Origin of the sequence: Bacillus sp. TH25, from assembly GCF_016650935.1 — a bacterium.
Taxonomy (GTDB): domain Bacteria; phylum Bacillota; class Bacilli; order Bacillales; family Bacillaceae_G; genus Bacillus_A; species Bacillus_A mycoides.
Genome location: NZ_JAEKEU010000039.1, coordinates 228,363 through 241,175, shown reverse-complemented (window position 1 = coordinate 241,175; position 12,813 = coordinate 228,363). Strand labels below are relative to the sequence as shown.

Sequence of the window (12,813 nt, the reverse complement as noted above, 5' to 3'; positions counted from 1 at the left end):
CATGCCCCTCAATTAATTCGGGTCATGCTTTTTTGTCGTAACACGATTTACAATATATTTCTTGTGCTGTTTTCGCCAAACACACATCAAACGGACCAACTAATATACTTCTTTCTTTTGGCAACTTTACAAAAGCAACTAGCTCTTCTTCATATTGAATCTTTTTCTGACATGAAACACATTTTAATTCTTTTCTTTTAAACATGTCTTTTAGCATATCTCCATTCTCCCCCTCATCTATCTATATTAATATACTCTCATAATAGTTAGAGCTTGTAAAAAAATGACACATTCCGAAACAAATTATTCATATACTATGTACAAAAGGAGGTCTCAAACTTATGCGAGCTTTCATTATTATCGCTTTAACTTTTTTAAGTATCATTAGCTGGGATGCATTTTTTAAAGATAAAAGTGATGAGAACAATACAATTGAATAAAAACCCTTCTTTTCTTACTTATTGGACAAACTTCTAAAAGTTGTCCAGTTCTACGAAATAACTTAGGCTTTTCTACAAAAATATTTAAACATAACATTTTTTGTAGATTCTCTCCGGTTATTGTCGGTTTCCATCCGCATGTATTTTTTGAAAGTATGATATAATAATATAAATCTTGAAGGAAGGGATTTTGATATCATGATCGCTCGAAGGAGCATGTGGCATCGTATTGACGAATCATACACGTAGCGTATTTTTCAGCTCAGATACTTTAGTCTAGCGAAAAAAATACGAGAGTGGGGAAATTATGATTGCCCGAAAGATAATTTGGCAAAAAAAAGACTCTTCTTACACATAGCGTTTTGTTTAGGACTTAATTGTTACTAGCTAAACAAAACAAAGAAGAGCAGGATTGCTAAATGAAGAATCCTACTCCCCGTTTTGTTTAGTCGCTTTAAGACTTAAACTAAAACGAAGGTAGGGAGAATTGATGGACGAGAGGATTATTCGTTATTTCTTCAGCGACATATAGCGTAGTTAGTTTTTTTCGTAAACTAACTGAAAGCTACATGTGAGCTCGTAGTTAGTTTACAACACCAAAGGACTACTAACTACGGAAAGAAGGAATAACGATGAGGAACATCCAAAGTCGACAAATTATTAAAGAAGTTTTTATGGTTTTAATCGGTTCATTTATATTAGCAGCAGCGCTATATCACATTCACTTCCAAAACCACTTAACAGAAGGTGGCTTTGTAGGTATTGCACTATTCATCCAAAATTTTTATGATATTTCACCATCTATTTCAACTGTAGTAATGGATATCCCTATTATTTTACTATGTGCTTCATTTTTAGGTAGAAAAATGGTTGGCTATTCATTCTTAGGTTCACTTTCATTCGGAGTATTTTATTCCCTTATGGAAAATTATTCTCCTTTTACGGTAGATTTATCAAATAATTTATTTGTAGCTGCAGTAGTTGGCGGTGCGTTAGCTGGTATTGGACTCGGTTTTATATTGCGATTTGGCGGTGCAACCGGTGGAGACGATATTTTAACAATTATATTAAGTAAACGAACTCGGTTTACAATTGGGCAAATTTTCTTCGTCTTTGACGCGATTGTTCTTGCGCTTTCATTATATTATTTAAATTGGACAGAAATTGCTTTTACTATTCTTTCGATTGCCGTACAGGCAAAAACATTGGATTTAATTTACTATCCAAAAACAGAAAAGAAAGCAGCAAAGCAACCCGTTTCTATTCCAATATCCAAAAAACATGCGACAAACTAAAAAGCGAAAGGCTTCGGCCTCTCGCTTTTTTTCATGCTCTCTTTTCTTTTTCTAATATGTAGCGTACTTGATAAAACTTATTTGCAAATTCAGTAACATTCCTCGTTAAGCGGTAGTTCACTGTAGAGCCAATTGCCATTCCAAGTACAGGAATGCCTTGGAATAATTTACGACGGAGAGCATAAATCGAAAATGTCTTCAAAATTTGTTTTAACACAACCTCAGTAGAAGCTGGCTTTAACACCTCTTCGTCTCCTTCATAAAAGAATGAATCTTCTTGCTCAAGTTCTCTCAGTAAATTGTACCATGCGTATTGCTGAAGTCTCGCCGGCAATAATGCTGCATGGAATACCTTTAACGCAAGCATCATTTCATACGGCTTGTTCACATCATGCCCAAATGATGTCGCAATAAGTTGTACAGCCTTCACATTTAACGCAATCATAACCGGAAAATCAGCCGTTAATAATAATAGACCGCCAGCACCTGTTGCTCCGCCTTGTACGAATGAATATAGACGATGACGTGCTGTTTGCTGCTCTGCTATGTATGTTAATTGATCAATAGATAACGCCTTCAAATCTTCAAGTTGCTCAATTGATTCATCAAATAATCTCGATGTTCCTAAAATACGATTACGTGCATCTAACTGTGATTGTGAACTTTGAATAAGTGCATGCAAATGAAAGAGCCATCCATCTGCTTTCGTAAAAAAGTCTTTTCGTTTTTTCTCAGGTAGTTTTGCAACTGTAGTATGCAACCACTTATCAAACATCTTTTGAAAATCGGTCGCTTCTTGCTCTACTAATTGCCCTTCCCACTCTTTTATATTTTCTAAAATGGCTTGTTCTCGCTTCGATCGCATCACAACAACCACCTCGTTCGATTTTTTTCTATTGTATCATATTTGCAAATATGCTTGTACATCGCATGTTCTTTATTTACAGCCTAAGAAGTCGCAACAATCTATCCGAATAAATGGTACCAGTTTCTATTCAGCTAGATTATAATCGTCCCTATACAAAACAAATAAGGAGCGATTATACATATGTACCCACGTGCAAAAGCTTTTGGCATTGCTATACATCACGATCGACTTCTCGTACAAGAATATCATACAGGCGATGAAACATATTACCGACCTCTTGGCGGATCAATTGAACTTGGTGAAAAATCAGCACATACTGTTATTCGCGAATTTCAAGAAGAGCTTCACACAGAAGTGGAAATCACCAATTATTTAGGCTGCTTAGAAAACATCTTTCATCTAGATGGAGAAATTGGTCATGAAATCATTCAGCTATATTCTTTACGCTTATTAGACATGTCACTATATGAAATGGAAATACTGAATATACCAGATGAACAAACACTGTCATATGCAAAATGGATTTCCCTCACTGCATTCATTCAAAAAGAAAAATTACTATATCCGGATGGAATTTTGAAATATATCCAAAAGAAAAAAGACGAGATCCTATAGGATCTCGTCTTTTTTTTCATATAGTATATTAACCAATATCCCCAAGACGTAATACGTCACGAGCAATCATAACTTCTTCGTCAGTTGGAATTACGATAATTTTTACTGGAGAGTGCGGGAAGCTGATGAATGCTTCTTCACCGAATACGTTATTGCGTTTTACGTCGAAGTATACGCCCATGTACTCAAGGCCTTCTAATACGCGCTCACGAATAATTGCACTGTTTTCACCTACACCAGCTGTAAAGATGATAGCGTCAACGCCTTTCATACGAGCTGTGTAAGAACCGATGTATTTATGGATACGGCTCACGAACACGTCAAGTGCTACTTTCGCACGGTGGTCGCCTTCTTCTTCTTTCGCAATGATGTCACGTAGGTCACTAGAGTAACCAGTAAGACCTAACATACCACTCTTCTTGTTTAATACGCTAACTACTTCTTCTACAGTTTGGCCTGTTTTTTCCATGATGTATGGAATTAACGCAGGGTCAATGTTACCAGAACGTGTACCCATTGTTACACCAGCAAGTGGAGTGAAGCCCATAGAAGTATCGATAGACTTACCGCCTTCTACTGCTGCGATACTTGCACCGTTACCTAAGTGACAAGAAAGTAGGCTTAAGCTTTCAATTGGACGACCTAATAATTCAGCCGCACGCTCAGTTACATATTTATGAGAAGTTCCGTGGAAACCGTATTTACGGATGCCAAATTTCTCATAGTACTCATATGGTAAGCTGTATAGGAATGCAGATTCCGGCATTGTTTGGTGGAATGCTGTATCGAATACTGCTACTGCTGGTACGTTTGGTAGTACTTCTTGGAATGCTTTAATACCAACAAGGTTTGCTGGGTTGTGAAGTGGTGCTAAATCGCTTAATTCTTCGATATCAGCTAATACTTCAGCATCAATTAAAACAGAATCAGCAAATTTTTCGCCGCCGTGTACAACACGGTGACCGATACCGCCAATCTCATCAAGAGATTTTACGATTCCGTTTTCAGTTAATTTCTTAAGAAGCATGTTAACTGCTACTGCATGATCTGGGATGTTTGTAATTTCTTTTTGTTTTTCGCCATTTACAGTAATTGTGAAGATACTATCTTCTAAACCGATACGTTCTACTAAACCTTTTGTTAATACTGTTTCACTTGGCATTTCAAATAATTGGAACTTTAACGAAGAGCTTCCTGCGTTAATCGCGATGATTTTTGACATCTAGTCTTTCGCCCCTTTTTCTCTTGGTAGTTGTGTGGATCATTCCACAAACCGCTCGATTTTATCTAATTAAATTCACTCATTATGAAAACGTTTCATCATTAGTAAATTTTATACTCACGATTTTAATTTAAACATCGTCCGACATATATTTCAAGTGAAAAAATTGTAACACCAAGAAAAAAATATATTACAGATTTCAAAAAATTCAGTTAAATCTTGTATATATTAAAAAATATTACATATCCTATACAACTGTACTACATTAATTACTAACCCTGTTACATATATATCGCGTTATTTATGTGTTGCAAACCAAGTATTCAATTGATCCATAATGTTCTCCATAGCCTTCATGTTAGAGAATTTAGGTAATTCCACTAGTAGTGCCTGTTTCGGCATTGTTACACCTTGGCCTTTCTTTTGGAGAACAAATATACTTTTTGCATTTTTCTCGTTTTTAAACATGGAAACAGGAAGCTGTAATAATCCTTGAATAAAGCATGTCTCTTTAATGAATGCATGTAGCTTTGGCGCTTGATCACTTTCAAAAATGAAGTTTGGTACTAAGAAGAATAAATACCCGCCTTCTTTCGTATGTTTCACACTTTGTTCAATAAATAAGTGATGTGCATATGACATTCCTTCATCTGCTTTTAATGTATATTCACTTGCAACAATTTCATTTGGATAATAACCAATTGGTAAATCTGAAACGACTGCATCAACTGGATCAATATAAAGTGGTGCTAGTCCATCTTGGTGGAAGAATTCGATTGCATGCTTTTGTAAATTTGCATTTACTAAAGCAAGTTTAATTAACACCTCATCCACTTCTACACCAAATCCACTCATTGTTAGTTCTTCTTTGGCGCTATTAAACAATGTAGTCATTAAGTTACCAGTTCCAATTGCAGGGTCTAAAACAGTAATTTCTTTTTGACCTTGCATAAATTTATGGAATAAGTAGCTCATGAACATTCCAACTGCATCTGGCGTCATTTCGTGATTCGCTTGTACGCCCTCTTTCATTCCTTTTAAAATGGCTAGCTGAAATGCTTTACGAATTTCTTCCCCTTTATATGTTTCTTCATTAAACGTACTATATTCACGATTCAACCTTTCAATTGTTGATTCGGATAATTCCTCTTGTAAAATCGCTCCTTCAAACAAGTTATCACCTGTTTCTACAAGCGCCTCTAAATATGTTACATCTAATTCTTTACGTAAAACTACCGTAGAAGAATCAAAAATAGAAAATAATGTTTCTACTGCCTGACTCACGTACATTCCTCCTTCTCTCTTTTACACATAACTTATATCATACCATAATCTAAATTTTTCCCAAAAGAAAAAGCGACCTCTTGCAAAGAGCTCCCCTTCAAGTTGTTTATGATGTAACGTCTTTTCTCATATATTGGTTCAGTTAACAATACATGAGAAAAGACGACCTCTTCTAAAGTAAAACTTTAATGAGAGGTCGTCTTCATTTACATTACTTCGCAGATTTAGCTGCTTCTAATGCTGCTTCATAGTTTGGATGGCTTGTACCTTCGCCTACGTATTCTGCGTAAACTACTTTGTCATTGCTATCTACTACGAATACTGCACGAGCAAGTAAACGAAGTTCTTTCATTACTAAGCCGTAAGCTTCACCAAATGAAAGGTCACGGTGATCAGAAAGTGTTACAACATTTTCTAAACCGTTTGCTGCACACCAGCGTTTTTGAGCGAATGGTAAATCAGCGCTAATTGTTAATACTTTCGCGTTTTCAATACCTGCTGCATCTTCGTTAAAACGACGAGTTTGTGCATCACATACACCTGTGTCGATTGAAGGTACAACACTAATTAATTTCACTTCACCTTTGTATGTTTCTAAACTTACTGGAGATAAGTCATTTGCTAATACTTGGAAGTTAGGCGCTTGATCGCCAACTTTAACTTCTGTTCCAACTAAAGTCATTGGGTTACCTTTAAAAGTTACATTTGCCACTTAAAAATCCTCCCTTATTTTAAACAAAATATGTACAATGTAAATGATAGTTTGTCCCTATCGATAATGCAAATAAAATCGCTTTATTTACAAAAAAATTAAAGAAGCTAATCCACTGATCAGCTTCTTTATTCGTTAAATTTGAAATTCAGGATCATCTTCTTTTCGTTTATCCATCATTTCTTTCACTTTATCAACAGCTTGTGGCGCTAATTCAATTATTTTATCGATGACGTGTGTTTGCTTATCTAAGTGTAATACTTTCACACCTTCTCCATTTATAACAAGAAAGGCAACAGGATTAATAGAAACTCCTCCACCACTTCCCCCGCCAAATGGATGACGGCCTGAATGTTCTACTTTACCAAATTCACTTCCACCAGCAGCAAATCCAAAACTGACTTTCGAAACTGTAAGAATTACACTTCCATCTGCCGCTTTAATTGGGTCACCAACAATTGTATTTACATCAGTCATTTGTTTTAAATGCTGCATTGCGGTTGTCATTAAACCTTGAATTGGATGGTCCATTCTATATCCCCCCTATGCTTGAACAGATTTTTCTGTCATACCAGATCTTTGCTTTCTCATAAACATGAGTAATTTTATCGCTGTTTTTACAGTACGGAATATACGAAAAGATGCTGTTAACTCGCATCTTGATGCAAATCCCTTTCCTTGAAAAACAGGAGTAATTTCAAATTCTGGTACGTCGACAATATGCATATATTGTCCTACAACTCCAGCAGCCATTCCTTTTGTCCCCCATGCATATCCAGTGACAATTCCAGTACTAGCCGCGTCGCCTGCTCCAATTTGCGTATGCCATTTCCAACCATTGATTTTCACTCTTTTGAGAAAATCTTTAACAATAGTATGAACGTCTTGAAGCTTTTTTATCAGTTCCCCTATACTATCAAGTTGTGCCATAATTTTATTATCTATTCCGCCGTCCTCTTCAGCTTTTTTAATTTTTTGTCCTGTCTTCTTCTGCTGTTTTTCAATTCTTTCCAATACATCAAACGTATATCGAATCATCCATATTTTCACTTGAAATAAACATTGTTTTTCCATTTCTGAATATAAAAACGTCACCTTAAGCGATATTTTCGATAATAGTATAAGCAAAATAAAAAGTAGAAGAATTATCATTCCAATTACGAGCCACTTCATTCGTACCATCCTTTCACTCCATACCCATTATCGACAAGTTTATTCATCATTAAACAGACTTTGATAAAATTGAATATAAAAATTTTTCTAAAAATAAAAAGGAATTTTGACAATTTATATCGAAATATACTATTTGAACATATCATCCAGAAACATACTCTGACGATATGTAGCACTAAGACTAGAAAATTTAACTGCAGTGGAGGGATACATAATGGCAAATCGTCGCAATTTATTTTTCTTTTATGGTGATGACAAAGTAACGCTCGTTGAAAAAATGAAACCAGTATATCGTATTTTAGAGGAGAATGGATTTACCATATTAGATCATCCAAAAAATGCAAACGCTATCGTCAGCGTTGGAGATGATGGAACTTTCTTACAAGCCGTTCGTAAAACCGGCTTTAGAGAAGATTGCTTATACGCAGGTATTTCTACGAAAGATGAAATTTCTTTCTACTGCGATTTCCACATCGATCACGTTGATACAGCCCTTCAAGAAATTACAAAAAACGAAATTGAAGTGCGAAAATATCCAACAATTAAAGTAGATGTAGATCACGGTACATCTTTCCATTGTTTAAATGAATTCACACTACGCTCTAGTATCATTAAAACATTTGTCGTAGATGTACACGTCGACAATTTACATTTCGAAACCTTTAGAGGTGATGGATTAGTTATCTCCACACCAACAGGAAGTACCGCTTACAATAAATCATTACATGGTGCAGTTGTCGATCCACTTATCCCATGTTTCCAAGTAAGCGAACTAGCATCTTTAAATAACAACACATACCGTACACTCGGATCACCGTTTCTTTTAAATCACGAGCGCACGTTAACTTTAACACTTAAACCAGATGGTAATGATTATCCTGTTATCGGCATGGATAACGAAGCACTTAGCATTAAGCAAGTGGAGAAAGCCGTTGTTCGTTTAAGCGATAAACAAATTAAAACTGTTAAATTAAAAAACAACTCTTTCTGGGAAAAAGTACAGAGAACATTTTTATAGTATTAAAATAACCGCAGAATTATGGGATTCCATAATTCTGCGGTCTTTTATTTCCCCCGATTGGTGTGGGCAGCCATCTCTTACTATGCAGTCGCCATTATTGTCAGCTTTTGTCGGTAAGTCGATATATTTTAATAATCGCTGATATATTTCAAGTTATGGTCGATATATTTCAATAATCGCTGATATATTTCGAGTTGCGGTTGATATATTCCGAAAATCGCTGATATATTTTCACACGTCTTTCCTATAAACAATCTCCCCATCAATGACGGTCATTTCTGCCTGTACTTCTTTTATTTCTTCCGCCTCAATTTCAAAAATATTGCGGTCTAATATCGTAAAGTCTGCTTCATATCCTTTTGTAATTTGTCCTCGCTTTCCTTCTTTTCCAATTGCATACGCACTTCCTGTTGTAAATAAAGAAACAGCCTCATACACCGTTAATCTTTCTTCTGGGATATAACATACACCATCAATAAAACTTCTACGTGTAACAGCACTATATATACCTAAAAATGGATTCACTTGTTCAATTGGAGCATCAGATCCACCATTGCAGTGCAGCCCTGCGCCGAGCAATGTCTTCCAAGCATACGCATAACGAAGACGATGGTCTCCTAGTTTTTCAATCACTGATGGAAAATCCGATGAAACAAAGACTGGTTGAATATCAATAATAGCTGGCAAGTGTTTCATTCTTTCAATCAACTCTTCACGAGCTAGCTGACAATGAATAATACGGTCACGTAATCCTTCTGCTGGTGGATGTAATTCAAGCGCATCAATGACATATTCAAGCGATAAATCACCAATTGTATGAATCGCAACTGGCATATGTAAATCTCGTGCTTTTTTCACTAAACCTGCAAGCTCTTCACGTGAGAAAATGGCAACTCCATTTGTTTCCTTCGCATCTTCATACGGTTCACTTAATAAAGCTGTTCTTCCGCCAAAAGAGCCGTCAGAAAAAATTTTCATCGCACCAAATTCAATATAGTGCTCATTTTCATATTCTTTTCGTTCATTCGCTACTTCATGGTGAACGAGTAAATGCGCTTTAAACCGCATTTCTTTTATAACGTATGAAAACGCATTGTACGTTTTTTGAAAGCCGCCATAATAATTTAAGTCTTCCGTATGTCCGCCAACGAGTCCGTATTGCCAGCAGTCTGAAATCGCTGTTTGCAGAGCACTTTGCAAATACACTCCATCTATTTCGGGCTGAACATGTTTAATTAACTCTTGTCCTTGCTCATATAAAAGTCCTGTTAATTTATTTAATGAGTCACGACCAATTTTTCCGCCCTTTGGATCTTGCGTCGCTTCTGTTATGTTCGCTTCTTGCAATATGTATGAATTCACCCATGTCACGTGACGACAAACGCGCTTTAATAAAATCGGATATTCTTTAGAGATTTCATCTAAATCACGTACATGAACTTGTTTTGTATCTGTAAAATTATTTTCATTCCATCCTTCTCCGATAATCCAAGATCCTTTTGGCGCTTCTTCTACGCGCTTCTGAACAAGAGTAAGTACTTCGCTATAAGATTTGCAATTTGATAGATCTAGACGAAGCAACCTCTCCCCATGGCCAATAAGGTGCATATGGCTATCAACGAGTCCTGGAATCATCGTTTTCCCTTTTAAGTCACATAACTTCACTTCTGAATATCGGTTTTCTAACTCTTCTTTATTCCCTATATCAACAATGACGCCATTTTCAACGTAAATAGCTTCTACTTTTTCATTCTCTTCTCGCATAGTGTAAATGGTGCCGCCATACCAAATTTCTCCCATATACTCATCCCCCTTTTCCCTTTAGTCTACGAAATTCATTCGTATAAAAAAAGCACCATTTCGATTAAAAATGGTGCTTTCCCAAAAATTAATTTTGTTCAGTAGTAGACGTTGTAACTTGCCATTCAATGTTAAATTTATCTTTTACTTGTCCGTATGCTGGGCTCCAGAAAGTTTCTTGAAGTGGCATAATAACTTCTCCACCTTCTTGTAACTTATCAAATACTTCTTTCGCTTTTTCTGCATTATTAATTTGAATTGCGATTGTTACTTGAGATCCGATTGCATGCCCTTGACCTGGGAATGTATCAGAAATCATAAGGTCCGTATTACCAACTTTTAAAGTAGCATGTAAAACGCGCTCTTTCGCTTCAGCTGGAATTGGGTATTCTGGATTTTCAGGCATGTCACCAAAAGTTTGCATTACTTCTACTTTTGCGTCTAACGCCTCTTTGTAAAACTGTACAGCCTCTTGCCCACTACCATCTAAAACTAAGTACGGATTAATACCTAAAATCATACGGACACCTCTTTTTTTAATTTATAAAATCGAACTTGTGTTCGTTTTTATGATATCATCGTTTTACATTTCATTCAACTATTTACTTCCCTATTTTCAAAATTATTTTGAAGGAAGCTCCATTTCTTGTTTTCTAAGTTCAATACGGCGAATTTTTCCGGAAATCGTTTTTGGTAGTTCATCTACAAATTCAATTTTGCGAGGGTATTTATATGGTGCAGTCAATTCTTTGACGTGTTGTTGGAGCACTGGAATTAATGTTTCTTCGTTCTTGTCTATATTCTCTCTTAATACGATAAATGCCTTCACGACACTTCCGCGAATTTCATCAGGGCTTGCGACAACCGCACATTCTCTTACATATGGATGTTTTACAAGTGCATCTTCGACTTCAAACGGTCCGATTGTATAACCAGAGCTAATAATAATATCATCACCGCGACCTTCAAACCAAAAATAGCCTTCTTCATCTTTTTTCGCTTTATCACCGGTAATATAATAATCACCGCGGAATTGCATCGCTGTGCGCTCATCGTCTTTATAATATTGTTTAAAGAGTGCTGGTGTTTCAATGTGAACTGCAATATCACCAACTTCTCCTACCTGTACAGGAGTTCCTTCTTCATTTACGATATCAACATGGTTTCCTGGCGTCGGTTTTCCCATTGATCCTGGTCTAATGTCCATCCCTTTCATTATCCCAACGAGTAATGTGTTTTCCGTTTGCCCATAACCGTCTCTTACCGTAATATCAAAATGCCTTTGGAACGTTTCAATAACTTCCCTGTTTAACGGCTCACCAGCTGATACAGCGCTATGTAACGCTTCTAAATTATACTCACTTAAATTTTCTACCTTTGCCATTAATCTATACTCAGTCGGCGTACAACAAAGTACATTCACCTTATTATCACCTAATAAATTCAAATATGTTTTTGGTTCAAATTTGCCGTTATATACAAATCCTGTTGCACCTGAACCGAGAGTCGCTACAAACGGGCTCCAAATCCATTTTTGCCAGCCTGGACTAGCCGTTGCCCATACAACATCTTCTTCTTCGATTCCGAGCCAGTTCGGGGCGCTTGTACGTAAATGAGCGTATGCCCATGCATGCGTATGAACAACTCCTTTTGGATTTCCTGTCGTCCCTGACGTATAAGATAAAAAGACCATATCTTCTTTATCCGTCTTCGCCATTTCTAACGTATCACTTTCCGTTTCTAATGCTGTTTTTAAATTCGTCCATCCATCTACTGATCGCTCGCTCAGGACGAATTTTTGAAGAGATTCCACCGCTTCTACGCCGTCGAATTGTCCAATATACGGTTCGTAACTTACAATTGCTTTCACTTCTCCGTGCCCAATACGGTACTCAATATCTTTTTTACGCAACATTTCTGAGCTTGGAATAACGACAAATCCTGCTTTAATCGCAGCAATATACGTCATGTAAGCTTCAATTAAGCGCGGCATCATAATAAGGAGCTTGTCCCCTTTTTGTAAGCCACTTTTTATAAAAGCGTTTCCAATTTTATTCGCACCTTGCATTAATTCAAAATATGTAATCTCTCGTCTATTCCCTTTATCATCTTGCCAAATTAAAGCAAGCTTCTCTTTATCACTCATATATTTCTCTATTTCCGAAACTAAATTATAAGACGGCGGCGCTAACAATTCCTCTCTTTTCATATAACATCCTCCTTTATTTCTATGCCTCCCTTATATAATAAAGAATTTTCAGTAAATTTTGAACCCTCTTCTTTTGACAATTTTTTTATATTTATGTCGAATTGATGTATGGATGTATAGCGACGATGTTTTTAACATAACGATTCATCGGCAAATAACGACGAAAACGACAAA

13 protein-coding genes are annotated in these 12,813 nt (G+C 36.3%); 3 read left to right on the top strand and 10 right to left on the bottom strand.

Going from position 1 to position 12,813, the window contains the following annotated elements:
- Positions 1-22: 22 nt before the first annotated feature.
- Positions 23-217 carry a hypothetical protein gene (locus tag JFT89_RS25100; protein WP_002067549.1) on the bottom strand — a complete coding sequence of 65 codons (195 nt, stop codon included), beginning with the start codon at positions 215-217 and terminating at the stop codon, positions 23-25.
- Positions 218-1,072: 855 nt separating this feature from the next.
- On the opposite strand from JFT89_RS25100, the gene JFT89_RS25095 reads away from it, so the two are divergent.
- The gene (locus JFT89_RS25095; RefSeq protein WP_002015542.1) at positions 1,073-1,735 is read left to right on the top strand and encodes a YitT family protein; all 663 of its coding nucleotides are present in this window, start codon (positions 1,073-1,075) and stop codon (positions 1,733-1,735) included.
- A gap of 31 nt (positions 1,736-1,766) precedes the next feature.
- On the opposite strand, the gene JFT89_RS25090 is transcribed toward JFT89_RS25095, so the two are convergent.
- Positions 1,767-2,600, bottom strand: coding sequence for an EcsC family protein (locus tag JFT89_RS25090; RefSeq protein ID WP_002112252.1), 834 nt, complete (start codon positions 2,598-2,600; stop codon positions 1,767-1,769).
- Between the two features lie 183 nt (positions 2,601-2,783).
- Between JFT89_RS25090 and JFT89_RS25085 the strand changes: the two genes are divergently transcribed.
- A complete protein-coding gene (locus JFT89_RS25085) occupies positions 2,784-3,218 on the top strand; it encodes an NUDIX hydrolase (protein ID WP_201040870.1) in 435 nt (144 codons plus the stop codon).
- Between the two features lie 28 nt (positions 3,219-3,246).
- Here JFT89_RS25085 and ackA read toward each other — a convergent pair whose 3' ends face one another.
- The 5 genes from ackA to JFT89_RS25060 all read right to left on the bottom strand — a co-directional run bounded on the left by ackA (position 3,247) and on the right by JFT89_RS25060 (position 7,618).
- On the bottom strand, positions 3,247-4,440 hold the full coding sequence (ackA, locus tag JFT89_RS25080) for an acetate kinase (protein ID WP_002015546.1): 1,194 nt from the start codon (positions 4,438-4,440) through the stop codon (positions 3,247-3,249).
- A gap of 297 nt (positions 4,441-4,737) precedes the next feature.
- The gene (locus JFT89_RS25075) at positions 4,738-5,724 is read right to left on the bottom strand and encodes a class I SAM-dependent methyltransferase (protein WP_002088985.1); all 987 of its coding nucleotides are present in this window, start codon (positions 5,722-5,724) and stop codon (positions 4,738-4,740) included.
- A 211-nt stretch (positions 5,725-5,935) separates the two neighbouring features.
- Positions 5,936-6,436, bottom strand: a complete 501-nt coding sequence (tpx, locus tag JFT89_RS25070; RefSeq protein ID WP_002015549.1) for a thiol peroxidase — start codon at positions 6,434-6,436, stop codon at positions 5,936-5,938.
- Positions 6,437-6,571: 135 nt separating this feature from the next.
- Positions 6,572-6,967 (bottom strand): GerW family sporulation protein, encoded by a 396-nt coding sequence (gene ytfJ, locus JFT89_RS25065; protein WP_000350005.1) that lies wholly within the window; start codon positions 6,965-6,967, stop codon positions 6,572-6,574.
- A 12-nt stretch (positions 6,968-6,979) separates the two neighbouring features.
- A complete protein-coding gene (locus JFT89_RS25060; RefSeq protein WP_002067581.1) occupies positions 6,980-7,618 on the bottom strand; it encodes a DUF2953 domain-containing protein in 639 nt (212 codons plus the stop codon).
- A 205-nt stretch (positions 7,619-7,823) separates the two neighbouring features.
- Here JFT89_RS25060 and JFT89_RS25055 point away from each other — a divergent pair, with 205 nt between their 5' ends.
- The gene (locus JFT89_RS25055; RefSeq protein ID WP_002015552.1) at positions 7,824-8,627 is read left to right on the top strand and encodes an NAD kinase; all 804 of its coding nucleotides are present in this window, start codon (positions 7,824-7,826) and stop codon (positions 8,625-8,627) included.
- Between the two features lie 234 nt (positions 8,628-8,861).
- Here the strand turns inward: JFT89_RS25055 and JFT89_RS25050 are convergent, their stop codons facing one another.
- From JFT89_RS25050 to mbcS, 3 genes are all read right to left on the bottom strand, one after another.
- Positions 8,862-10,430 carry an amidohydrolase gene (locus JFT89_RS25050; protein ID WP_201040868.1) on the bottom strand — a complete coding sequence of 523 codons (1,569 nt, stop codon included), beginning with the start codon at positions 10,428-10,430 and terminating at the stop codon, positions 8,862-8,864.
- Positions 10,431-10,518: 88 nt separating this feature from the next.
- Positions 10,519-10,950: a VOC family protein gene (locus JFT89_RS25045; RefSeq protein ID WP_002067577.1), complete on the bottom strand. Its 432-nt coding sequence runs from the start codon at positions 10,948-10,950 to the stop codon at positions 10,519-10,521.
- A 102-nt stretch (positions 10,951-11,052) separates the two neighbouring features.
- Complete coding sequence (mbcS, locus tag JFT89_RS25040) at positions 11,053-12,639, bottom strand: acyl-CoA synthetase MbcS (RefSeq protein WP_002067576.1); 1,587 nt, start codon at positions 12,637-12,639, stop codon at positions 11,053-11,055.
- Positions 12,640-12,813: the final 174 nt, after the last annotated feature.

Excerpts from the sequence above, each read along its gene's own strand:
- JFT89_RS25100 (WP_002067549.1), bottom strand. The coding sequence starts at position 217 with ATGCTAAAAGACATGTTTAAAAGAAAAGAATTAAAATGTGTTTCATGT.
- JFT89_RS25095 (WP_002015542.1), top strand. The coding sequence starts at position 1,073 with ATGAGGAACATCCAAAGTCGACAAATTATTAAAGAAGTTTTTATGGTT.
- JFT89_RS25090 (WP_002112252.1), bottom strand. The coding sequence starts at position 2,600 with ATGCGATCGAAGCGAGAACAAGCCATTTTAGAAAATATAAAAGAGTGG.
- JFT89_RS25085 (WP_201040870.1), top strand. The coding sequence starts at position 2,784 with ATGTACCCACGTGCAAAAGCTTTTGGCATTGCTATACATCACGATCGA.
- ackA (WP_002015546.1), bottom strand. The coding sequence starts at position 4,440 with ATGTCAAAAATCATCGCGATTAACGCAGGAAGCTCTTCGTTAAAGTTC.
- ytfJ (WP_000350005.1), bottom strand. The coding sequence starts at position 6,967 with ATGGACCATCCAATTCAAGGTTTAATGACAACCGCAATGCAGCATTTA.
- JFT89_RS25060 (WP_002067581.1), bottom strand. The coding sequence starts at position 7,618 with ATGGTACGAATGAAGTGGCTCGTAATTGGAATGATAATTCTTCTACTT.
- JFT89_RS25055 (WP_002015552.1), top strand. The coding sequence starts at position 7,824 with ATGGCAAATCGTCGCAATTTATTTTTCTTTTATGGTGATGACAAAGTA.
- JFT89_RS25050 (WP_201040868.1), bottom strand. The coding sequence starts at position 10,430 with ATGGGAGAAATTTGGTATGGCGGCACCATTTACACTATGCGAGAAGAG.
- JFT89_RS25045 (WP_002067577.1), bottom strand. The coding sequence starts at position 10,950 with ATGATTTTAGGTATTAATCCGTACTTAGTTTTAGATGGTAGTGGGCAA.
- mbcS (WP_002067576.1), bottom strand. The coding sequence starts at position 12,639 with ATGAAAAGAGAGGAATTGTTAGCGCCGCCGTCTTATAATTTAGTTTCG.